Below are 22,786 nucleotides of genomic sequence, written 5' to 3'. Positions count from 1 at the left end.
CACATGATTACTTTAGCGGCTGAGTTTTATCAAGGTGAACAAGGAAAGTTATTTCGTCTAATAAGAACGCCTGAGGAAATTCATGGTCATATTTTATTTGTAGCGCCGCTATTTGAAGAAGCAAATCTAACACGTCATATGATTACTAAAGTTGCTAATCAAGCCTATAATTTGGGCTATCATAGTGTTGTCTATGATCATTTTGGTACAGGAGATAGTGAAGGTGATTTACGCCAAAGTGACTTACGGATATGGCAACAAGATATCATTAATCAGTTAAGAGCACTGAAACAGCATACTTCTCTGCCTGTTACTTTGTCAGTGAGTTTATCCGCTGGATTACTCTTGTGCGCAGATATCATTAATGAGGTTGATTATGTTCAATGTTGGCAAGTTGAGTTAAATGGTGCACGTTTTGTCCGTCAATTAAAGCGCATAGCATTAGCTGCTGATATGGATAATGATACAGCCGTCGCGAAAAGTGTTGTTAATCCTCAAGGAGATAAACAAAAAGTCGATAGCCAAGAGGTGACAGTCATTGCAGGTTACGAGATACCTAATACCTTACTACAGCAATTAGTAAAACAAAATATCACTATTGATCATCTTGAAGGACAACAGACTTTGTATCAAAGTGTCTGTCATTGGTTTGAATGGTTAAGTGCGGAGCAAGACATTTCTAGTGCACGAGCAAAGCAATTGTCGCAATGTCAGCAGGTTTTCTCAACAAAGATTAAGTTTTATACTATTAATGAAGGTAAATTTTGGCAAGCGACAGAATTGATTAATTCGCCTCAATTATTAGCAGAAACTAAGCAAATATTTCATGGGCAGCTTGAAAGTACTTATTTAAATGGGCAAGGCATGAATCAAGAGCATATCCCATCAATACAGCAAGCAGAAAATTCGATAGTTAAGCCGATAGTCAAGTCTATATCACAAGAAAATTCAGGAACGCATGATGCTTGAGCGTGGTGTTGTTTTTCAAAGCCAAGGTAAACAGTTGGTTGGTGTATTGCATCAAACAGTACAAAAGAGCAATAACGGTGTAGTTATTGTGGTTGGTGGCCCTCAAACCAGAGTAGGCAGTCATCGGTTATTCGTTTATATTGCTCGAGCATTAGCTGTACAAGGTATTGCAGTGTTTCGATTTGACTATTCAGGTGCTGGTGATAGTGAGGGAGAAATAGCAGATTTTGAACATATTCAATATGATATAAATGATGCCATAAATACCTTTGAGCAACTACAGCCACACGTAAAGCATATTACCTTGTGGGGGTTATGTGATGCGGCCTCAGCTATATTGCTTTATCTTAATGAATTCGAACATGATAAGGTCAATAACCTTATTCTAGTAAACCCATGGGTAAGACAAGCCTCAACACAAGCCCGAGTTTATTTGAAATCATACTACACTAAGCGTATTTTTAATCGAAGTTTTTGGAAAAAACTATTTAACGGAAAAGTTAATTTTATTAACAGTTTAAAAGAGCTACTAGAAAATAAGCGTTTAAGCAATTCAACAGCAGCTGAACATAGAACTCCTTTTATTGAAGCAATGTACCAAGGCTTGGCGCAATTTAAAGGAGAAAGCTTAATAATCTTAAGTGGTAATGATTTAACTGCTGATGAGTTTAACGTATTAGTAGAGAATAATAAGCAGTGGCAACAGTTAATATTACAATCATTAAACCCGATTAAAACGGTGGCTTTGGCTGACCATACGTTTTCAGATGCTGCTTGCAAGGAAAAACTTCTCAAACTAACCTTGGAGCTAATAGAATAATAATCAGCAGAAATAATTAAAGTTTTGATCGCACTTACTTCTGGCTGAAATTGTTTTACAATATTGGGCAGTGAATAAACAAATTACATATTGCAGACAGTTACATTAAGGACTCGAAATGAAAATAGGGATTATCGTTGGCACTCGTCCAGAAATAATCAAAATGGCGCCCGTTATACGTGAATGTAAAAAGCGTGGTATCGCTCACTTTATTATCCATTCTAATCAGCATTATTCTCAAGAAATGGATAGCATTTTCTTTAAAGAGTTAGAGCTACCAGCTCCCGATTATAACCTTGGTGTCGGCTCTGGTTTACATAGTAATCAAACGGGTAACATTTTAATTGAAATGGAACCCATTCTACTAGATGAAAAGCCTGATGTGGTGCTGGTGCAAGGTGATACTAATACCGTACTTGCAGGCGCATTAGCGGCGTCAAAACTCGATATAAAAGTCGGCCATATTGAAGCGGGCTTGCGTAGCTATGATCGTACTATGCCAGAGGAAACTAACCGTATCTTAACGGATCATATGAGTGAATACCTTTTTGCGGTAGGTCCGAATCAACACGCTATTTTGGCTAAAGAAGGCATTGAAAACGATAAAATATTTACCGTGGGCAACACGGTATCTGATTCGTTATTTCAGCACCTTGATATCTCTGCGAATACCAGTACTATTTTGCAAGACCTTGCGATAAATGCAGGGGAATTCTTTTTAGTAACAGCTCATCGGGCATCAAATGTCGATGTGCCAGCAAATTTACTTGAATTATTAGCTTTATTTGACAAGCTGCATGCAAAGTACAGTCAAACTATAGTTTGGCCTATTCACCCGAGAACACAGGCAAAATTAAAAGAGTTTAATATTGAGTTACCTGAGTACCTGAAACTTACCCCCCCGGTTGGTTATTTAGATTTTATTCAACTACAAAAGCATGCTCAGCTTATTTTAACTGACTCTGGTGGTATTCAAGAAGAAGCCTGTTTACTCGGAGTGCCTTGTATTACACTGCGTGAAAATACTGAGCGACCAGAGTCAATAGAAGTGGGTGCTAATGTTTTAGTAGGCCGAGATGCTGATAAAGCCCTTGCTGCAGCAGATAAATGGCTTATGGCAACGAATGGTGAAGCTCTTTCTTGGCATAACCCTTTCGGTGATGGTCATGTTGCTGAATTAATTCTTGATATTATTACCAACTCAACACCAAATACACTTGAACAAGAAATCATTTCAAGGCATGAAAGTATTACCGTTGTAGGCATGGGCTATATGGGATTACCTATTGCTAGCCTTCTTGCTGAAGCGGGTTACAGTGTCACAGGTGTTGATTTAAATGAAGAAAAAGTCGCCTCAATTAACGCTGCAGAATGCCCTTTTGATGAAGCCGGTTTACCTGAGCTTATTTCAAAAGTTGTCTCTCAAGGTTATTTAAAAGCCAGTACAGATATTCCCTCTAGTGAAACCTATTTAGTTGCTGTGCCAACACCACATAAAGGTAGTAGTTGTGATCGAAGCTTTGTCTTTAGTGCCGTTGATGCTATTGCTAAAGTCGCTCAAGACGGCCAAACGGTAATTGTAGAGTCAACTATTTCGCCACAAACTAGCTTAGCTGTTGAAGAGCGTTTCAAAGCGGCAGGTGTTAGCGTTGATGTTGTGCATTGTCCGGAGCGAGCCATTCCAGGGCAAACATTATATGAGCTAGTGCATAATGATCGTATTATTGGTGCAAGTAGTGAAGTTGCACAGCAAAAGGTTAAAAGCATTTATCAAAGCTTCGTAAAAGGTGAAGTGTTCCTAACGGATTTAACGACGGCAGAATGTATTAAATTAGTGGAGAATACTTCACGTGATGTGGGCATTGCCTTTGCTAATGAATTAGCGCAAATTTGCCAAGAATTAAACGTTGATGTGTATGAAGTCATAAGACTCGCAAATAGACACCCAAGAGTTAATGTACTTACACCAGGACCAGGTGTTGGTGGGCACTGTATTCCTATTGACCCTTGGTTTCTAGTGGAAAATACTCAAGCAGGTGAGTTTGTTCGATTAGCCCGAACTATAAATGATAAACGACCGAGTATCGTTGCAGAACAAACGCTTAGTTTATTAAAAGCTGCGTACTCTTTAGATGATATACAAGGTAAAAAGGTAGGTATCTTAGGTGTTGCTTATAAAGCAAATGTGGATGACTGTAGAGAATCTCCAGCGGAAGATATTTTAGCCCACTTTATTGAGGCAGGTGTTGAGGTTAACTATCATGATCCTTTTGTTGAAAGCTGGCGCTGTACAAAAGCTGATAGTATCGGGCAACTTGATAGTTGGGCAGATGTTCTCATCTTAGTGACAGACCATCAGTGTTATAATAATTTAGCAGTATCAAGCCCCTTATTGAATACAAGGGCATAATAAAATAAACCCATTAATGTTTTTAATGGGTTTTTTATTTTATTCTACAAAAAAGCAATTGGCCAAAAAGACGTTATTAAGGAAGAAACATGAAATTTGTGAAGGCGACGATATGCTTGAGTGTTTTACTCGCACTATCAGCATGCAGTGAAAAAGAAACAGTAGATAGCCATTTAACTAGTGCAAAGAGCTACCTTGCGGAAAATAAAGTTAATGAAAGTATCATTGCGCTAAAAAATGCCATTCGTATTGATGTAAAAAATGCTGAAGCAAGATTTTTATTAGGTAAAGTTTACCTAGAGCTTGGTGATGGTGTTGCAGCAGAGAAAGAACTTTCCAGAGCAAAATCATTAAAATATCAAGGAAAAGAGCTAATACCATTACTAGCAAGAGCTTTAATCTTAACTGAGGCTGATGATGACGTTATTGCACTTTCAACTGAAGCAAACAGTCTTGACAAAGAACAGCATAGCCATTTTCTGGCCTATAAAACGTTAGCTGCACTACGTAGTGAAAACATCGAGTTAGCTAAAGAAACTGTCGCCTCAGCACAATCATTAACTGAGCAAGGGCAATATAGTTTACTTGCCCAAGCCTATTTGCAACTAGCGGAGAATGAAAACGAGCAAGCTGATTTATTAGTGAAAAGAGTGTTAACTATAGATGAAAATCAACCTGATGCGCTAATGCTTCAAGGTCAAATTGCTACCGTAATGAAAGATTACTCATTAGCGAGTGAGAGTTATAAGCGTTACATACAGCAACAGCCACGCTCTGGTGTAGTACAGCTTTTGTTGGCTGATAGTTTGCTCAAAGCGGGTGAAAGTGAAGAGGCAGAAAAACTTGCCGACACTATTTTGGCAAAGGTGGCTAATCAGCCTTTTGCTCTTTATATAAAAGCCATGGTTCGTTTTGAGGAACAAGATTATAAAGTTGCTAGTGAATTAGCGGAGAGAGCCTTATCCAATAATTTTAACCAATTTAGTTTAAAACTTGTGGCAGGTGCAAGTGCTTTTTACTTGAATAACTGGGAGCAATGTTATTACCATTTAAATAGTATTGTTAAGTATTTGCCTGCTGAGCATCAAGGCAGGAGAATGTTAGCTGTAAGTCAATTAGAGTTGGGCTTGGTTGATGAAATAAGTGCGACTTTAGGTGACTTTAATGGCGAAAAAGAGGCTGATGCACAGTTTTTATCTTCATTGAGTTTTAAATTACTAGAATTAGGCGCGACTGAAGAAGCGAAAAAGCTATTAGTACAGAGTCAAGCACAACCAACAGGCGATGCTAATCAAAATGCTCGCCAAGGCATTTTGAAGCTTATGATGAATGATCCTTCAGGTATGCAGGATTTGAAAGATGCGGTAAAAATAAACCCTGAATTTGTCGAAGCTGAGTTAGCGCTAGCTTATGCTTCATTACAAGCCAACGATGTTGAACAAGCCAAGAATATTGCGAACAAGTGGCAAGAAAAATACCCAGAAAAAGCGGGTGGTTTCAACTTAATGGCAAGTGTACATATTAAGCAACAAGATTTTAGTAAAGCAGAGCAGTTACTTGAACAAAGTCTTGAAAAAGAAAGCAATAACTTATTTGCGCTTACTGAACAACTTCGCATTGCTCGTCTTCAGCAAAATGATGAGTTAAGTAAGCAACGCGCTGATAACTTAATTAGTTTATACCCTCAACATAATAAAGTATTACGACATTACTTTGGTGTTTATAAGAACGAACAGGCATTGTCAAAACTTGCTGAAGCGTATCAGGCTAAGCCAACTGACTTACAAAAAGCACTCTTATATAGTGAAGCTTTACTTTCGTTAAATGAAATTAAAAAAGCTCAAAATGTTCTAGTTAATTTTGAAAATGACAAACAATTACCTAAACGTTTTTGGCAAGTATTGGTATTGACGTATAAACAGCTGCAAGAGCAGGGTAGAGTACAATCAACACTTGAGCAATGGATGAAGCAAAGTCCATATCATTTAGAGCCTGTCATATTATTAGCAGATTACTATGCAAATCAGAGAAATTTTGAGCGAGCATTAAGTGTTATTAAACGAGGTTTTGATAGCCACCCTGATAATGTAATTTTGCAACTCTTGAAAATGCAGTTGCTGCTAAATAGTAAGCAACTACAGCCAGCGAAAGAGCTATATCAAACTATTGCAGTGCGAGATGTTGATGATAACCTTAAACAAGGATTGCTAGGTAGAATCCTCATGTTAGAAGGAAAGTTTGTACAAGCGGTTCCAAAAATGGAGAACTTCTATAAAGCTTATACAAATAGTCAAAATGCTATTTATTTAGCAGCGGCTTATATGGGGAATAATGAAAAAAATAAAGCTCAAAACCACTTAGTGACTTATTTAAAAGCAAACCCTGATGACGTAAGGATCAAAGCATTATTAGCTAATTTATATTTAGGTGATAACAATGACAAAGCGCTTGATGTTTATGCGGATATTATTAAAGCACAACCTAATAATGTGCTAGTGAATAATAATCTGGCATGGTTATATTTAGAACAAGGTGAGGTGGACAAGGCGTTGTTCCATGCCAAAGCCGCAATTAAGTCAGGGGAGTCAATTCCTAATGTTGTAGATACCTACGCAAAAGTATTATTGAAAAAAGGTGATCTAACAGGGGCATTATCACAATCAAGCCGAGCCAGCGAGTTAGCTAAAGGTAAAGATGTTGATATCGAACTTAATTATGCCGAAATATTAATTGCTAATAGCCGTCAAAGTGAAGCTAGAAAGATCATTAAAAAGATTACGACTAAAACAGCTGCTCAAAATGAAAGAAAAACTCAATTATCAAATCAGTTGTAATTGGGCAGATGTATTGGCTATATCTTTGAAATTGAGATAGCTAAACAGAAAATAAAAAACCACTCAATTGAGTGGTTTTTTTATAAACTTAAAATGTAACTATTTTAAGTTTGCATAGAACGCAGCTAAGTTAGCGATGTCAGCATCACTAAGAGCCATAACCATAGGTTTCATGGTTGGATCGTTACGCTTACCAGATTTAAAGTCTTTAAGTTGCTTAGCTAAGTAAGCTTCTTTTTGACCTTTAAGGTTAGGATACATAGGAACCATTGAGATACCGTCAGTACCGTGGCAAGCCGCACACATACCAGCCTTTTTCTTTCCTTCAGCAGCATCACCAGCATAAGCTGGAGAAGCCATAACTAGAGTTGCTGCAACAGCAAGCACAAGTTTTTTCATAGTTATCACTCTCTTTTGTTGATTTCAGGCATTTATGGTGCAAATTATTCAGCGCCATAAAGTTAATAATACTAACTCGAGTATATGAGAAATAAATTGATATGTCCTTGTTTTTTTCTAATACAAATGATTAATATCAAACTTTACTTAGAGTAATGACTTTATTTTTTATTAGGTCATTAGATAACGGCTTATATAGGGATAGTAAGCATAGCTTGTTATAATCAAATACAGAGCGAAATTTAATTTTTTAACGTTGGAAAGGCATACATATGGAGATTGAGAATATTTCACTTATTGGTAATAGTATTGTTATTCAATTTAGTGAATATTGGTATCAAGAAGACATTGAAACATTGAGTGAACGGTTAATAAACACTGATACAGCATTTGACTTACAAGAAAAAATTGTTGGTGCAGATAGAGAAAGTCTTCGTGTCATTTGGCAAAATAAAGAGCAGTTGATGATTCATTTTGATTGCTATAGTCAATCGTGCTGGCTTGAAAGTACGGATGCCGCAAGTGAAGCAGCACTTGAGAATGTGTTAAAGCATTTGAGAGTGCAATTTATTTAAATGTAGCGCTGTTAAAGGACAAAGGCACTGTTTTGGAAAAAATATTAATTAGTCGTTGCTTTTTGGGTGAAAAAGTTCGTTATGACGGGAAAGATAATTTACTCAATAATAGGGTGTTTGAGCGATGGTTGGCTGAAGGTCGCTTAGTTGCCATTTGTCCAGAGGTTGCAGGTGGCTTAAGCACTCCGAGGGCTCCAGCAGAGATACAGCAGGACAGTAATAGAGTGCTCACACGTGATGGAGTTGATGTTACTGCGGCATTTGAACAAGGAGCAAATCAGGCGCTCTCCTTGTGTCAGCAGCATAATATTCGCTACGCATTGTTAAAAGAATCAAGTCCTTCTTGTGGTAGTCAAAAAATCCACAATGGAAAGTTTGAACAGATTAAAATTAAAGGGCAAGGAGTGTGTGCCCAGCTGTTATCAGACAATGGGATCAGAGTTTATTCAGAGAAAAATATCGAAGAGTTGATAGAGGTGATGGAGTCTAAGTAACGTTAACTTCTATGGAAGATGATGCGAATCTTTTTTAATTATTTCCAGTCTTGTATGTTATATCGAGAGATAATTTGGTGTAACTCACCTGATTTGCGCAGCTTAATTATGCCTTCTGATAAAATTTTCCTGTATCGTTGCGAGTTTTTATTCGCAGGGGAGAAAGCGATGTATGCTTTCGTCGCTATGTCTAGTTGACCAGCATATTTTACTTTAACATTGAAGCCGAGCGGTTTAGCCATGTTCCAAAAGATCATGTCAGCCTCAATGAGTACGTCAATTCTATTTATGGCTAGTATTTAGCAGCGTTAACCATATACCCCTGATAAGGCCCTTTGGGCTTGCAATTTACAGGACAACAGATACCTGCTGCGATGACAATTCTTTCATCATTTGCATATATCTTTGCGATACGAGAAGCAAAAATAATATTGCAGATCAACAGAATCAAAAGAGCTTTGCGAATAACCAATTCTCCTTAACTAGATAATATTGATTACTATATAGGCGATATTATCAATAAATAAGCATGTAATTTTTATCTATAAGTGTAGTCTTAACCGAAATAGTTAATACAATCTACCGTAAAAAATACTTGAAGGTCTGACCAGTTGAGTTCACAATGAAGAAAAACGATAAGATGAGAGTTGTTATGCCAAATCAATTGAGCCGTATGGTAAATAAAATTAATAAGTTTTCCCCAGAGTTTATTAAACCTTGGTTACTTACTAAGCTATTTTGCTCGCAAGTGAAATATGCCAATACTACGGGAATTGATATTAGAGAAATTTCGCATGATAACGTGGTTATTAAGCTCGCTAATAAAAAGCGAGTACAAAATCATATTGGTGGAGTGCATGCTGTGGCAGCTGCATTACTGGCTGAATCTGCTTCAGGTATTGTGTTTGGTATCAACTTGCCAAGTCGTCAGTTACCTTTGTTGAAGTCGATGAAACTTAACTTTAACCGAAGAATGCAAGGTGCATTAACGGCAACGGCAACATTGACTGCAGAGCAACATGAGCAGATTAAAGCGCAAGATAAAGGCGACATGCTTGTTTCAGTGGTAATTACAGACGAATCAGGTGAGGAGCCCATTGAGTGTGAGATGGATTGGGCATGGGTTACTAAAAGATAATGATTTATCATGTGATGAATGAGTTAATTAAGTTAGACTATATTTAAGGGAATGAATAATATAAGCAATAACTAAGTTATGAATAATAACAATGAAGCTCAGATAAACCATAAATCCTCAGAGTTAGTTCAAAATGAAATGGAATTAAGCCATGGGCAAACATTTAATGAGCTTTTTCATCGTAAAATACTGTTCATCATTGCTATTGTAGCCCTCGCCTTTTTCCTACTGTTTTCACAGTCACTTTCTCAAGAGAAATATGTTGCCGAGCTTGTTGATAACCACATTTCGCCAACGAAATCTTTAATCACACAAATTCAACTAGTACATCATCAACAGCAAGGCTTAAGTGATATTGTTGCATTTAACCAACTAGATGATGTGGTAAAAGAGCATGGCAAGCTTCTTGAAAATAATACGCAATTAATGAGCTTTACTTCTGAACATCAAGCAAATTACTCACGTTGGCAAAAGAGCTATCAAGAAGGCACGAGACTACTTGATAGGTTGCAAAAGGTTCAGCAGAGAAATCAACAATTAAAACAAGATATTATTAAGAGTATTAACGCATTACTGCTCGTTAAAGATCCTAGTTACTTATTACCTGCATCAAAGCAGCAAAGACAAGTTGTTGCTGCTTTTAATCAACAATTACAATTGAGTTTACCAACCTTTATTAAACTTGGGTTTTACTCACCTTTGCAAGAGTTTATTAATACTCGTCAAGCGTTGCAGCAAAAAATAGTTGAGGTAATGCGAATAAAATTTACTGAACCATATCAGGAGATGCTTATTAGTTTTGAACAATTGCTTATTGGTCAAGGTAATAGTTTAGCTAAATGGCAGGGGTATTTAAGATTAGCACAGCAGTATTATCAAATAATAAATCAGCAAAACTCGCATGTTCAGCAATTAATAACAGAATTGATGGTGACAGAGACGCCAGAAGTCGCCAGTACGCCCTCTGTAATGAGCCTTTTTGAACGTTGGATGCATCAGTTATTTCCCCAGTTAAATAAATCTACATTTTTTAATGTTTTATTGTTAGTTACCGGTGGTTTGTTTTTACTGCTGATGTATTTTTGTTACGTGTTGTCTGATGCCATTAAAGTCAGAATGCAACAACTTATAGACTATTGTCAGCAAGTTAATAACTCACATAGTGTGGAAATAGCTAATGATGAACTGACATACGAAGAAGAACAATTATTATCTATTGTTCGAGAAGGTGCAGAGAAAGGTAAGCATGCCGTTGAATATAATGAGCTAGTTAAATTGCATGACAAAGTCATCATTCAGTTGGCTGAGCAATCAACGCTAGTTAATGAATTAAAAGCGTCTGCGACGTTAACAGAAGAAAAGCAGCAGCTCCTTTCTCAGCAACAAGGCTATGCACTCCAACGCAAATATCAATATTTACAAAAGGCAATTGAACACGCTAGAGGATATTTTTCTGTCCAAGTAGGTCAACCTCATAATTACAAGTTGCCTGCTCTGTATCAGCGCATTGGCTTGTGGCAACTAACAAACAATTTAAAACTAGAAGAAACTACACTTGCATTGAAAGATATTTCCATATTATCTGAAATATATGCGGTGTTACTAAATTATTGGCCCGATTTAGCTGAAAATAATCATACGCTGGCTGTAAAAGTAAATGAAAATATTGCTGCAGAAGTTAAGCTTGATATTAGCCTGTTTGCTCAGTTACTTCACTGCTTTATGCAGTTGATTAGCAAAGATCAAATGCAAAATCGTATTGAAATATTGTTGCAGCTAAAAGACAAAAACTTTGCTCAGCAGCGAATTCAGGTAACGGCCAATATAGCGAGTAAAACAAAAAGTACAGTGTTGCCTCAGAGCTTGAAAGCACTACAAGGAACTGACAATTTAACGGAGGCAGACATGCTTCCCTATGCCTTTAATTATTTACTAGATAAAATGCATGGCTCTGATACCACAATTATGTTGACTGAATCGGGTTATCAATTCAGCTTTGCATTTCCTCTAGCTCCTGTAAAAGAATCCAGCAGGATTAATAAAAAGACCCGTGCAGCAAAAACAGCCACTATTGAGGAAAAAAGTATAGCCCAGCTATTTGATGGTAAATCATTAACCTCGCTATTTTTGTCAAAGCATACGCAGCCTCTACATAAACGAGTTGTCTCAGTAGTTGAAGTGCTGTTGGCATCTAAAAATCCGCAAGATTACATCAATTTGTATGCACAGCTACATTGGTTGGGCTGCCATGTACACGTGGTGACACAAGTAGAGCATTTACAGCAATATTGGCAGTCGGGCTGTTTTAGTATTGTGATAACAGAATTTGACCTAGCTCCATTACAAAGTATTAATAAAAGTTTGCAAACGATTTCGGCTACCAGGGCATTGTTGAGCTTATCGGGTAACAAAGTCACGCAAAAAAATTGGCCCAAAGAATGGTTGGTTGAAACTATTAATCGAGATATTTCCGTTGAAACTTTGTCTGAGTTATTGATGCCATGGTTTAAGCGAGAAAAAGTCACTAAAAATTCTAAAAAAGTTGCAAATCAAAACATCAATGAAAGACCAACAAATAAGGCGAAATTTGCTGAAAAGGCAGACTCAATTAAAGTGGCAGACGATTGTTCATCTGAACACCTTAAGGCGAATGTCTTTGATTTGAATCGTTATATTCATCATCAAGGCTCAGCTGAGTTAGCTTTTTATATGTTAGATGAATACCTAGGAGATAATCAACGCTATTTCTCTACGCTAAGTGAAGCGATGGCTAAGCAAGATATGGAACAAGCACAGGCCTCAGTTGATGAATTGATGGTAAATGCTAAAATCTTGGCTTCACTTGAATTACAGCATTTATGCGAACATTGGAACCAGCTAATTGCGAGTGATTTAAAAACAGTCAAACCGACTTTAATAACTAAGTTACTATCAAAAACCAAGCAAGCAATAAATAGCATTATGCATAGTGCTCAACAACTTGTGGTGAATACTTAACGGTTCTATCTAGCAGCTATTTATTTTTATTTTTTTGGCTCTATAATGAGCCTTTTTATTGTCACCCTGTTGAAATGGAAGTTCATGTTCAGTCAAAAAACACTCCGAAGCTTGTTGGTGTTTACCGAAAACCAGCGACCTGGCCCTAGCTTTATTATTATTTATATTGTTACTTGGCTAGCATGGCATAATCAAATTATCAGCGCTTATATACAAGCGTCTGGCGATTTTTGGGCTAGAGGAAGCGCAGCAATTTCTGCCATTGAAGAAAATCAGTATATGTTGGTTTTTTTCATTGCTTGTTTAATTTTAATGTTTCGTTTGGCATTTGCCTTTCTATCTTTTAAATCAAGAGAAGCACTAAATAGTGCGGATGACGATTATAGCAATGCACGAGAAGATCAAAAGTTTGAACAAAATAAAGATATTCAGAATCTACTTGCAACATTAGAGACGACAAAGAAACAGCTACAAGCCTCGAAGGAGCGTGAAAAAAAGAGTACTGAAGAAAAGAATGAAGCCATTCGAAAAACGCTCGAATTACAGCAAAAAGTAGAAGAGCTACAAGCTGATCTCGTGTTAAGCGAGCAAGCTAAATAGTCGAATAGTCATTGTCAGCTTATGCGTCTCTAGTTAAGCCTTTTTCGATGGAACGAATTAAACGATTCGTTAATCGATGATTAACTTGTTGTTTTTCAATCTGAGCCTGCTCTAGCCCTTTTTTATGTTCTTGCTGAGTTAATGCCCAGTCAATATGCTCAGCAACTAAATCATTTACCGCACCTTTTTTCTCTATCAGCGTATTCACTATTGTTTGACTATAAGGTGCATTGCCTAGAGCAACAGCAATGTTCCTTAACCAACTATCATAACCAATTCGTCTTATGGGGGAGCCTTCTAACTTTGACAGAAAGTCTTCTTCCGTCCAGCTAAATAGGGTTAACAAAGAGACATTATCGAGTTGATGGCGTGCTTGAAAGTCTTGCTCAGGTGTCAGTTTTGCGTATTTGTTCCACGGGCAGATTAACTGACAATCATCGCAACCGTAAATGCGGTTACCCATTAATGGTCTAAGTTCTACAGGGATCGGATCTGGTGATTCAATGGTGAAATAGGATATACAACGTTTAGCATCAACAACATACGGCTCAACTATTGCGTTAGTGGGACATATTTTTATACAGGCGACGCAGGCACCACAGCCAGACTTTTCTGCTGTTTTTTTATTGGTGCTTTCTTTATCGAGATCACTGTCTATTTGCGTTATGGGTAAGGGGATATCAATAAACAATTCGCCTAAGAAGAACCATGAACCTGCTTCTTTATTTAGTAGTAATGTATGTTTACCAACCCAGCCTAAACCTGCCTTTTCAGCAAGCGGCCTTTCAAGCACTGGGGCAGAATCAACAAAAGGGCGGCAATTGAAAGCTTCACAATGAGTAGATATTTTCTTACCTAATTGCTGTAATCGTTTACGCATTAATTTGTGATAATCTCGACCGAGCGCGTAGCGACTCACATAGGCAGCATTTTTATCTTTAAGTGTTTTGGCAAACTGAGCATCTTGCGGTAAGTAGTCAAGACGAACGCAAATAACCCTTGTTGTGCCCGGCACTAACTCTGCTGGTCTAGCCCGCATTAAACCATGCTTGGCCATATAATCCATATTTCCATGATAACCATTTGCTAGCCAACGCTTTAAGGCTTCTTCGTGGGAAGATAAGTCAATATCCGTAATACCAAGCTGTGAGAAACCTAACTCTTTACCCCAGCACTTGATTTTTTCTGCTAATTCTAGATAGTTAATAGAAGATGTCGTCATAATGTTAATGGCTAACAGACCATAAATGAGTATAAATCATGAAATTATCGCTAAGTCTATCACACCGAGATTGTTTAACTTCAGTTTATAGCGCAAAACAAGTGTTAGAAAATGAAGCGAAGGTTGCGCAGCATCAAGGCATCGAAATGTTTTCACTAATGTGTAAAGCAGGAGAGGCTGCATTTAAACAGTTAATGTTGAGTTGGCCTACTGTAAAGCATATTTTAGTGGTGTGTGGTAAAGGCAATAATGGTGGAGATGGTTTTATTGTTGCAAAGCTGGCAAAACAATCAGGTATAACAGTTAAGGTTATCTTGTTGTGTGATGAACAGGCGTTGTCAGGTGATGCACTACGGGCGTTTGAGCTAATGAAGCAAGCTGTTGTGCCTTATTCGCTTGATACGAGTAACCAAAACACTGCTGATACTATTCAATCCTTTCAAGGTGATGTTATTGTTGATGCTATATTTGGTATTGGCTTTCATGGGGAATTACCCAATACTTTAAGACCGATTATTTCGGCTATAAATCATAGTTCAGCGTCCGTATTAAGTATTGATGTGCCTTCTGGCTTATGTGCAACTACAGGCTCAGTTTCGGGTGATGAACTAGCTGAGCAAGCTGTGATTGCAGATCATTGCGTGACTTTCATAGTGCTTAAACAAGGCCTATTTACGGGACAAGCTGGGAATTTTGTCGGTGTAATAACTTTAGCGGAGTTGACCTTAGGTGGTGCATTTAAAGGGCAAGTCGCCAGTAAACATAGTATTCAAGCCATTTCCACAAAGCAAAAATTAACGAAATCTTATTTACCTCGCAGATTAAACACTAGTCATAAAGGCAATATTGGTTTACTACTCGCTGTAGGGGGTAATGTAGGTATGCCAGGAGCCATTCGTTTAGCAAGTGAAGCGGCATTAAGGTCAGGTGCCGGTTTGCTTTCAGTGTGTTGTCACCATCAAAATTCTGCTTTAGTTTTTTCAGGTCGTGCGGAACTAATTATAGCGGCAAATAATGCTGAGCAATTAACGAAAGCTAAGCAATTATCAAAGGTAAAAGCATGTTTAATAGGCCCAGGATTAGGTCAAGATGACTGGGCGATGGCACTATGCAAACTCGTGTTAGATGATTGTAATAATAATAATAAACCATTGGTTATCGATGCTGATGCCTTACATTTGCTCGCTAGTATGCCAAAAAACGCTCAACATATTGACAGTGCAATATTAACGCCGCACCCTAAAGAAGCCTCAGTTCTATTAAGGTGTGACGTTGCCGAGATAGAGAAAGATCGCTTTAGTGCGGTGAAACAGATTGCTAAGAAATACGGCGGTATTTGCTTATTAAAAGGAGCGGGAACACTTATTTCTGATGGAGAAAACGTGGTAATAAATACTACGGGAAATCCAGGAATGGCCTCAGGTGGCATGGGCGATGTGTTAAGTGGTATCATTGGCGCTTTGAGTATGCAAATTGAAGATAATTTTTATGCGACCTGTATAGCAAGTTATCTTCATGGCAGGGCTGCAGATAATATTGCGAAAAAGCATGGGCAACGTGGCATGCTAGCCAGTGATTTATTTGTAGAAATTCAACAACTTGTTAATGAATGATTGTTAAGAATAAAAGTAGACGCCATAAATGAAAGAACTTGAATATTTACTTGTAGATGAAGAAGCAACCGTTGAAATAGGTCATAAGCTAGCCAAAGTACTGCAAATCATGGTTGATGAAAATGGTCCTAAAGGTTTAGTCGTTTATTTAAATGGTGATTTAGGTGCAGGTAAAACGACATTAACGCGTGGTTTTGTTAGGGCAATGGGGCATAAAGGAAATGTTAAAAGTCCTACATACACCTTAGTTGAACCCTATGAATTACCTCCATGGCGAGTCTTTCATTTTGATTTATATCGTTTATCTGAACCTGAAGAGTTAGAGTATATGGGTATTCGTGATTACTTTAATCAAGATTGTTGTTGTTTTATCGAATGGCCAGAAAAGGGAGCAGGGCTCTTGGCTAAACAAGATTTAACCATTAACATGGCTTATCAGGGTGAACAACGCGTTATTACATTTATTGCAGAGTCTGCATTTGCAGAGCAACTTCTATTGTCATTGCATGCACAGGTTGAACAGTAATATGCTAATAAAGTTTTTAATGAGTTTTTATCTTTATAAAAAGCCATGTTAAGCTCAATGAGAGTGAGTAGTATTAGGGTATAAAATTGATGTTTCAAAGGTTAACACAATCAACTAGAGTATGGTTGTTGATACTTTGCAGTATTGTTGTCGGTCAATCTATATTGTCCTTTCAAGCACAAGCTGCCAATAGTATTGACGGTATTCGTGTATGGCCAGCACCTGAAAATACCCGTATTGTTTTTGATGTAAAAAACAAGCCAGATTATAAATATTTCACTTTATCAAACCCTAATCGTTTAGTGATCGATTTCAAAGGAACAAAAAATACTGTTTCTTTGAAAAAACTTGCTGCCAATGATCCGCGAGTAAAACGATTTAGAACAAGCACCTCAAAGAAAACAGGCACCACTCGGCTTGTTCTTGAACTTGAAAAATCATATCAGTTAACGGTATTTCCGTTATCACCTGCTGGTCAGTATGGTAATAGATTAGTTATTGATTTATATGATAAAGATAGAGCCAAAAAAGTAGCCTCACAACCGAAGGAAGATCATCATGACATTATAATTGGTATTGATGCTGGTCATGGTGGTGAAGATCCGGGTTCTATTGGCAATAAAGGCACTTATGAAAAGCGTGTTACTTTAGCCATTGCTAAAAAACTGCAAAAATTAATAAACAATGAAAAAGGCATGAAAGCAGTAATGATCCGCTCAGGTGATTACTATGTAAACCTGAATAGACGTACCAGTTTGGCTCGTGAACGTAATGTTGATTTTTTAGTGTCAATTCATGCTGATGCGTTTAGAACACCTGGCCCTCATGGTGCATCGGTATGGGTGGTGACTAAAAAGCGTGCCGAATCAGAATTAGCAAAATGGCTACTGAAACGAGAAGAAAAGTCCGAGTTATTAGGTGGCGGCGGTGGTGTAATTAAAAGCACGGCAGATAGTCACTTAGCACTAGCTTTAGCGGATATGAGTAAAGAGCATTCTCTTGGTGTAAGTTTTGGCGTGGCGAATAAAGTTGTAAGAGAATTAAAAAAAATAACAAAAATGCATAAGAAAACGCCACAAAACGGGAACTTTGCGGTATTAAAGTCTTCAGACATTCCTTCTATATTGGTAGAGACTGGTTTTATTTCTAATCACAAAGAAGAAAAAAACCTAACTTGGGGTAAACATCAACAAAGGTTAGCTGCTGCTATCCACACCGGAATTAAAGACTATTTTATGGCTTATCCACTAGCAGGTTCATATTTTGCTAGTGTTGGTTATAAAAAACATAAAGTTCGAAGCGGTGAGTCGTTATCGGTGCTAGCACAGCGTTACAATACTTCAGTATCAAAAATCAAAACAGTCAATAACCTGAAAAATAATGCTCTGAGAATTGGGCAAACTTTAAAAATTCCTCGAGCAGGATAACCTTACAACACCTTGGTAACGCTTAAATATGTCTATTGCAATACTACCCGCCCGTTTAGCTAACCAAATTGCGGCAGGTGAAGTCGTTGAACGCCCTGCATCAGTTATTAAAGAGTTAATAGAAAATAGCTTAGATGCTGGCGCAACCAATATACATATTGAAGTAGTTAAGGGCGGCATTAAAAAAATCAGAATTAGTGACAATGGTTCAGGCATCGTCAAAGATGAACTAACTCTAGCATTGAGCCGTCATGCCACTAGTAAAATAAAAGATTTAAATGACTTAGAGGCTATCAATAGCTTAGGCTTTAGAGGAGAAGCATTAGCTAGTATTAGCTCTGTGGCACGATTAACATTAACGTCTAAACCTAAAGAGCAAGTCAATGCTTGGCAAGCTAACGCTGAAGGGAGAGACATGGCGGTAACTGTTAAGCCAGCGGCTCACCCCGATGGGACGAGTATTGAAGTGCTAGACCTGTTTTTTAATACTCCTGCTCGCCGTAAATTTTTAAGAACAGAAAAAACAGAGTTTCATCATATAGATGAAGTGGTTCGCCGTATTGCTTTAGCACGCTTCGACGTTGGCTTCACATTAACCCATAATGGGAAAACGGTAAGACAATATCGCATAGCATCGACAAAAGCTCAGCAAGCGAAGCGTGTTGCTATGGTTTGTGGGCAAAAGTTTATTGAGAATGCGATAGAAGTTGAATGTCAACATGATGATATGACCTTTTCTGGCTGGCTGGCCAAACCAAGCTTTTCTCGTAGTCAAAATGACCTATGTTACAGTTATGTCAATGGCCGAATGATGAGGGATAAGTTGATTAACCATGCCATTAGACAAGCTTACTCGGATTTATTACCTCATGATGCATATCCCGCCTTTGTACTATTTTTAACGCTTAATCATAAAGATGTTGATGTGAATGTGCACCCTGCAAAACATGAAGTTCGTTTTCATCAAAGTCGTTATGTCCATGATTTTATATATTCTGTATGCCACCAAGGGCTTCAAAACGAATTATCATTAACAGATGATGATTCGGCATGTGGTTTCGCTGAAAACCAGCCTGTGGTAGAAAATCATTATGCACAATACCCTGCAACTTCTAACGCAAAATCAAATGAGGCTAACGAGCTAATAAATCTACATCACCAAGACAGTGTTAATCATCAGCAAGCAGGTTATATCGGCTCTCTTTCTCCGAGTTCTATTTCACCAAATAATCAAGCAAATCTTGCTTATAATGGCGCGAATAATAATTCATTTTCTTCGGCGGCAGTAAGTAATTACCAACGCCTCATGGAAACCCCTATAACTACTCAACCAAATGAGAGTATAGATGTTAGTAATGCTGAACAGATTGAGTCAAATGCCAGTGATTCAAATCAGACTAGTTTTTTTCTACATGTTGCGGAAAACCGTTTTGCAGTATTTAAAGAAAAAGAGGGGTTGAGATTACTGTCTTTGACAAACTTTGCAGAAAGCATCTATTTCGAGCAAATCAAGCAAAACTGGCAGAAAGTTCCAGAAGGGTTAATCAGTCAACCATTATTGCTACCTGTTATGTTACAAATTGATGATGAACAGAAAAATGTCATCACAAGTCAAAAGGAATGGCTAAATTTATCGGGCATACATTTTACCGAACAAGCAAATAACCGTATTCAAATACGCCAATTTCCTGCGGTGTTACGAGATAGAGATATAAGCAATAGTTTTTTATGTATTATTAATGAGTTACTAAATAGCGAACACTATAAAAACAATAACTTACTCACCGAAAAGGATTGCTGTTCATCAATAGCAAAAGCGTTAATTTTAGAGCAATATCAATTACAAGATGCAGAAAACTTACTCATACTTGGGAAAAACTTACTAAATGTTCAACTAAATAGTATTTTGCTATTGAATTCTGTTGAGGTTGACCTTACATCTAGTATCAAGCAACTTCAATAATCTTTGGTTGATGTAACCAAAGCAAAGAGTGTTAGATCATTGTCTACTAATAATTCATCAGACCAACTGCCTGTTATATGTATCATGGGGCCTACCGCTTCAGGAAAAACTGCGCTGGCTATGGCTTTATATGACGCATTACCTTGCGATATTATTAGTGTTGATTCTGCTTTGGTTTATCGTGATATGGATATCGGTACTGCAAAGCCAACGGAAAAAGAGTTACAACAATACCCTCACGCACTGATTGACTTGCTGGATGCAAGTGAAAGCTATTCAGCTGCTGACTTTTGTCGCGATGCTTTAAAACAAATTGCAACTAGTCGAGCTAATAATCGTATTCCGGTATTAGTAGGCGGTACCATGATGTACTTTAAAAGCTTAATTGAAGGTATATCTCCTCTGCCAGAAGCTAATCAAGAGATTAGGAAGACGATTGAAGTTGAAGCGGCCACATTAGGTTGGCCTGCCATGCATGAACAGTTAGCTACATTTGATCCTGTTTCGGCCGAGAGAATTCATGCTAATGATAGTCAACGTATTAGCCGAGCAATTGAAGTGTTTCGCATCACTGGCAACACTTTGACACAATTATCTCAATTAAAAGGTGATAAGCTCGAAGGGAATGTTTTACAATTTGCTATCAGCACAACAGAACGTAGTGAATTACACGAAAGAATCGCTTTGCGTTTTAATCAAATGATTGATTTAGGCTTTGAAAAAGAAGTCGTAAAGCTTAAAGAACGTGGCGATTTACATGAAGATATGCCTGCTATCCGATGTGTTGGTTATAGGCAAATGTGGCAGTATTTGAATGATGAATGCAGCCATGATGAAATGGTATTTCGTGGTATTTGCGCAACTCGACAACTTGCTAAGCGTCAGTTGACATGGTTAAGAAGTTGGCCTGATTTACATTGGCTAACTACCAATGATGAAAGAAATTTATCAAAAGTACTGTCTATGGTTAATATAGAACCATAGTTTTGTGCTACGGCTTGGCAATAATCAAGCATTATTAAAATATTGATGTATAATTAGTTTTATTGCTTGAAATTATACAAATAGGTAGTAAGTTTGTTTAAAGATTGGCGTATATCTTTAACTGTTTTATCTGCTATTTAATACGCATTGTTAGATATTTTATTTTTACATAATAATAAAAGGGACCATATAATGGCAAAAGGGCAATCTCTTCAAGACCCATTTTTGAATGCTTTACGTCGTGATCGCATTCCAGTTGCAATTTATTTAGTTAACGGTATTAAACTACAAGGACAAGTCGAGTCTTTTGATCAGTTTGTCATACTACTGAAAAATACTGTGAGTCAAATGGTGTATAAGCACGCAATATCGACTGTTGTACCTGCAAGAGCAGTTAACACTGCTCCAACACCAGGACAGGCAGAAAATGATTTATCATCGGATGCATAATAGATCTTCATAGTAGTGTGTAATGTAAGGTTTAACGTTTTTGTTTGATCGTTTTCAAGCAGGTGAGCAGGCAATTCTTGTTCACCTCGATTTTCCTGATGAAACGAGTCGAGAAGATTTAGCAGAATTTAAAATGCTTGTCTCTTCTGCTGGTGTTAATGAATTAACGGTTGTTTCTGGCAAACGAAATACACCGCACCCCAAGTATTTTGTCGGTAGTGGAAAAGCCGATGAGATTGCAGAAGCCGTAAAATTATATGATGCTAATGTCATTCTATTTAATCATAGCTTAACCCCCTCACAAGAAAAGAATATTGAAGCGCTATGTCAGTGCCGAGTCGTCGACAGAACAACACTTATACTTGATATATTTGCGCAAAGAGCGAGAACTCATGAAGGTAAACTTCAAGTCGAACTTGCTCAATTAAGGCATATAAGTAGCCGATTGATCAGAGGGTGGACTCACCTAGAAAGACAGAAAGGTGGTATTGGCTTACGTGGCCCTGGTGAAACACAATTAGAGACTGATAGACGCTTGCTTCGAGAACGAATGATAAATATTCGTAAGCGACTAGAGAAAGTTGAAGTGCAGCGTCAACAAGGCCGAAGAGCGAGAAATAGGGCAGAAATACCGACTATTTCATTGGTTGGTTATACTAATGCGGGTAAATCAACACTATTTAATGTATTAACTCAAGCAGAAGTGTATGCTGCTGATCAGTTATTTGCGACACTAGATCCAACATTACGTCGCATTGAGATTGAAGGTGTAGGGCGTGTTATATTAGCTGATACCGTTGGTTTTATAAGGCATTTACCTCATGATTTGGTCGCAGCTTTTAAAGCAACATTAACGGAAACTAGAGAAGCCGAACTTTTGTTGCATGTTGTTGATATTTCTGATGAAAGTCGAAATGAAAATATCGAACAAGTGGAACATGTACTAAAAGAAATTGAAGCGAATGAAGTTCCGCAGTTAGTCATTTGTAATAAAATAGATAATCTTGATGATATTGAACCTAGAATAGACAGAGACGAGCATGGAACTCCCATTAGGGTTTGGTTATCTGCTCGAGCAAATTTAGGTATAGAATTGTTCTTTGAAGCGTTAGCAGAACGTTTAGGGAAGCAAGTTGTTAATCATCAATTAAATATTCCTCCCAATGAAGGTAAGCTTCGAGGGGAGTTATATAAGTTAAACTGTATTACCAAAGAACATTATGATGAACAAGGTCACTGCCACCTTGAGGTAAAACTCCCTAAAAGAGAGTGGAATAGGCTTGTTAAAAATGAAGCCAACAGAATAGAAACATACGTAGAGTTATAATAATTACTAGGCACTAGCGTAGTAATAGAAGTTTTTGA

The 22,786-nt window shown here is 37.6% G+C and carries 19 protein-coding genes; 16 read left to right on the top strand and 3 right to left on the bottom strand.

All coding sequences use genetic code 11. The annotated features are described in order from the left end of the window. Window positions 1-3: 3 nt before the first annotated feature. From EPA86_RS08215 to prsT, 4 genes are all read left to right on the top strand, one after another. Window positions 4-969 (top strand): alpha/beta hydrolase family protein, encoded by a 966-nt coding sequence (locus EPA86_RS08215; RefSeq protein WP_140602954.1) that lies wholly within the window; start codon window positions 4-6, stop codon window positions 967-969. Then, a complete protein-coding gene (locus EPA86_RS08210) occupies window positions 959-1,789 on the top strand; it encodes a hydrolase 1, exosortase A system-associated (protein WP_140602953.1) in 831 nt (276 codons plus the stop codon). Before EPA86_RS08215 ends, EPA86_RS08210 begins: the two co-directional genes overlap by 11 nt. Before the next feature lie 118 nt (window positions 1,790-1,907). Further along, window positions 1,908-4,199: a non-hydrolyzing UDP-N-acetylglucosamine 2-epimerase gene (gene wecB / locus EPA86_RS08205; RefSeq protein ID WP_140602952.1), complete on the top strand. Its 2,292-nt coding sequence runs from the start codon at window positions 1,908-1,910 to the stop codon at window positions 4,197-4,199. Window positions 4,200-4,288: 89 nt separating this feature from the next. Then, a complete protein-coding gene (gene prsT, locus EPA86_RS08200; protein WP_140602951.1) occupies window positions 4,289-7,033 on the top strand; it encodes an XrtA/PEP-CTERM system TPR-repeat protein PrsT in 2,745 nt (914 codons plus the stop codon). Window positions 7,034-7,132: 99 nt separating this feature from the next. Here the strand turns inward: prsT and EPA86_RS08195 are convergent, their stop codons facing one another. After that, the gene (locus EPA86_RS08195; RefSeq protein ID WP_140602950.1) at window positions 7,133-7,432 is read right to left on the bottom strand and encodes a c-type cytochrome; all 300 of its coding nucleotides are present in this window, start codon (window positions 7,430-7,432) and stop codon (window positions 7,133-7,135) included. Window positions 7,433-7,704: 272 nt separating this feature from the next. Between EPA86_RS08195 and EPA86_RS08190 the strand changes: the two genes are divergently transcribed. Beyond that, entirely contained in the window at window positions 7,705-8,007 is a 303-nt protein-coding gene (locus tag EPA86_RS08190; RefSeq protein ID WP_140602949.1) for a DUF3630 family protein, read from the top strand. Window positions 8,008-8,039: 32 nt separating this feature from the next. Beyond that, complete coding sequence (locus tag EPA86_RS08185) at window positions 8,040-8,501, top strand: 2-thiouracil desulfurase family protein (RefSeq protein ID WP_140602948.1); 462 nt, start codon at window positions 8,040-8,042, stop codon at window positions 8,499-8,501. 38 nt (window positions 8,502-8,539) lie between these two features. On the opposite strand, the gene EPA86_RS08180 is transcribed toward EPA86_RS08185, so the two are convergent. Next, window positions 8,540-8,758 carry a hypothetical protein gene (locus EPA86_RS08180; protein WP_140602947.1) on the bottom strand — a complete coding sequence of 73 codons (219 nt, stop codon included), beginning with the start codon at window positions 8,756-8,758 and terminating at the stop codon, window positions 8,540-8,542. 395 nt (window positions 8,759-9,153) lie between these two features. On the opposite strand from EPA86_RS08180, the gene EPA86_RS08175 reads away from it, so the two are divergent. The 3 genes from EPA86_RS08175 (at window position 9,154) to EPA86_RS18340 (ending at window position 13,236) form a co-directional block, all read left to right on the top strand. Continuing rightward, entirely contained in the window at window positions 9,154-9,639 is a 486-nt protein-coding gene (locus tag EPA86_RS08175; protein ID WP_140602946.1) for a DUF4442 domain-containing protein, read from the top strand. A gap of 78 nt (window positions 9,640-9,717) precedes the next feature. Continuing rightward, on the top strand, window positions 9,718-12,636 hold the full coding sequence (locus EPA86_RS08170; RefSeq protein ID WP_140602945.1) for a hypothetical protein: 2,919 nt from the start codon (window positions 9,718-9,720) through the stop codon (window positions 12,634-12,636). 84 nt (window positions 12,637-12,720) lie between these two features. Continuing rightward, window positions 12,721-13,236: a hypothetical protein gene (locus tag EPA86_RS18340; protein ID WP_246058312.1), complete on the top strand. Its 516-nt coding sequence runs from the start codon at window positions 12,721-12,723 to the stop codon at window positions 13,234-13,236. 19 nt (window positions 13,237-13,255) lie between these two features. Here EPA86_RS18340 and queG read toward each other — a convergent pair whose 3' ends face one another. Next, window positions 13,256-14,458, bottom strand: a complete 1,203-nt coding sequence (queG, locus tag EPA86_RS08160; protein ID WP_140602944.1) for a tRNA epoxyqueuosine(34) reductase QueG — start codon at window positions 14,456-14,458, stop codon at window positions 13,256-13,258. 38 nt (window positions 14,459-14,496) lie between these two features. On the opposite strand from queG, the gene EPA86_RS08155 reads away from it, so the two are divergent. From EPA86_RS08155 to hflX, 7 genes are all read left to right on the top strand, one after another. After that, a complete protein-coding gene (locus EPA86_RS08155) occupies window positions 14,497-16,071 on the top strand; it encodes an NAD(P)H-hydrate dehydratase (protein WP_140602943.1) in 1,575 nt (524 codons plus the stop codon). A gap of 28 nt (window positions 16,072-16,099) precedes the next feature. Further along, complete coding sequence (gene tsaE / locus EPA86_RS08150) at window positions 16,100-16,597, top strand: tRNA (adenosine(37)-N6)-threonylcarbamoyltransferase complex ATPase subunit type 1 TsaE (RefSeq protein ID WP_140602942.1); 498 nt, start codon at window positions 16,100-16,102, stop codon at window positions 16,595-16,597. Window positions 16,598-16,686: 89 nt separating this feature from the next. Next, complete coding sequence (locus EPA86_RS08145; protein WP_140602941.1) at window positions 16,687-18,024, top strand: N-acetylmuramoyl-L-alanine amidase; 1,338 nt, start codon at window positions 16,687-16,689, stop codon at window positions 18,022-18,024. Window positions 18,025-18,052: 28 nt separating this feature from the next. Next, entirely contained in the window at window positions 18,053-19,987 is a 1,935-nt protein-coding gene (mutL, locus tag EPA86_RS08140; protein WP_140602940.1) for a DNA mismatch repair endonuclease MutL, read from the top strand. An 84-nt stretch (window positions 19,988-20,071) separates the two neighbouring features. Next, entirely contained in the window at window positions 20,072-20,971 is a 900-nt protein-coding gene (gene miaA, locus EPA86_RS08135; protein ID WP_140603166.1) for a tRNA (adenosine(37)-N6)-dimethylallyltransferase MiaA, read from the top strand. Between the two features lie 192 nt (window positions 20,972-21,163). Further along, a complete protein-coding gene (gene hfq, locus EPA86_RS08130) occupies window positions 21,164-21,421 on the top strand; it encodes an RNA chaperone Hfq (protein ID WP_140602939.1) in 258 nt (85 codons plus the stop codon). 40 nt (window positions 21,422-21,461) lie between these two features. Then, window positions 21,462-22,748 (top strand): ribosome rescue GTPase HflX, encoded by a 1,287-nt coding sequence (gene hflX, locus EPA86_RS08125; protein WP_140602938.1) that lies wholly within the window; start codon window positions 21,462-21,464, stop codon window positions 22,746-22,748. Window positions 22,749-22,786 lie beyond the last annotated feature (38 nt).

It is taken from the genome of Litorilituus lipolyticus (assembly GCF_006439335.1).
GTDB lineage: Bacteria > Pseudomonadota > Gammaproteobacteria > Enterobacterales > Alteromonadaceae > Colwellia > Colwellia lipolytica.
This window is presented reverse-complemented; position numbering and strand designations above follow the sequence as displayed.

What these genes read in the sequence shown, in the direction of transcription:
- EPA86_RS08215 (WP_140602954.1), top strand. Translation starts at nt 4, where the DNA reads ATGATTACTTTAGCGGCTGAGTTTTATCAAGGTGAACAAGGAAAGTTA.
- EPA86_RS08210 (WP_140602953.1), top strand. Translation starts at nt 959, where the DNA reads ATGATGCTTGAGCGTGGTGTTGTTTTTCAAAGCCAAGGTAAACAGTTG.
- wecB (WP_140602952.1), top strand. Translation starts at nt 1,908, where the DNA reads ATGAAAATAGGGATTATCGTTGGCACTCGTCCAGAAATAATCAAAATG.
- prsT (WP_140602951.1), top strand. Translation starts at nt 4,289, where the DNA reads ATGAAATTTGTGAAGGCGACGATATGCTTGAGTGTTTTACTCGCACTA.
- EPA86_RS08195 (WP_140602950.1), bottom strand. Translation starts at nt 7,432, where the DNA reads ATGAAAAAACTTGTGCTTGCTGTTGCAGCAACTCTAGTTATGGCTTCT.
- EPA86_RS08190 (WP_140602949.1), top strand. Translation starts at nt 7,705, where the DNA reads ATGGAGATTGAGAATATTTCACTTATTGGTAATAGTATTGTTATTCAA.
- EPA86_RS08180 (WP_140602947.1), bottom strand. Translation starts at nt 8,758, where the DNA reads ATGATCTTTTGGAACATGGCTAAACCGCTCGGCTTCAATGTTAAAGTA.
- EPA86_RS08175 (WP_140602946.1), top strand. Translation starts at nt 9,154, where the DNA reads ATGCCAAATCAATTGAGCCGTATGGTAAATAAAATTAATAAGTTTTCC.
- EPA86_RS08170 (WP_140602945.1), top strand. Translation starts at nt 9,718, where the DNA reads ATGAATAATAACAATGAAGCTCAGATAAACCATAAATCCTCAGAGTTA.
- EPA86_RS18340 (WP_246058312.1), top strand. Translation starts at nt 12,721, where the DNA reads ATGTTCAGTCAAAAAACACTCCGAAGCTTGTTGGTGTTTACCGAAAAC.
- queG (WP_140602944.1), bottom strand. Translation starts at nt 14,458, where the DNA reads ATGACGACATCTTCTATTAACTATCTAGAATTAGCAGAAAAAATCAAG.
- EPA86_RS08155 (WP_140602943.1), top strand. Translation starts at nt 14,497, where the DNA reads ATGAAATTATCGCTAAGTCTATCACACCGAGATTGTTTAACTTCAGTT.
- tsaE (WP_140602942.1), top strand. Translation starts at nt 16,100, where the DNA reads ATGAAAGAACTTGAATATTTACTTGTAGATGAAGAAGCAACCGTTGAA.
- EPA86_RS08145 (WP_140602941.1), top strand. Translation starts at nt 16,687, where the DNA reads ATGTTTCAAAGGTTAACACAATCAACTAGAGTATGGTTGTTGATACTT.
- mutL (WP_140602940.1), top strand. Translation starts at nt 18,053, where the DNA reads ATGTCTATTGCAATACTACCCGCCCGTTTAGCTAACCAAATTGCGGCA.
- miaA (WP_140603166.1), top strand. Translation starts at nt 20,072, where the DNA reads ATGGGGCCTACCGCTTCAGGAAAAACTGCGCTGGCTATGGCTTTATAT.
- hfq (WP_140602939.1), top strand. Translation starts at nt 21,164, where the DNA reads ATGGCAAAAGGGCAATCTCTTCAAGACCCATTTTTGAATGCTTTACGT.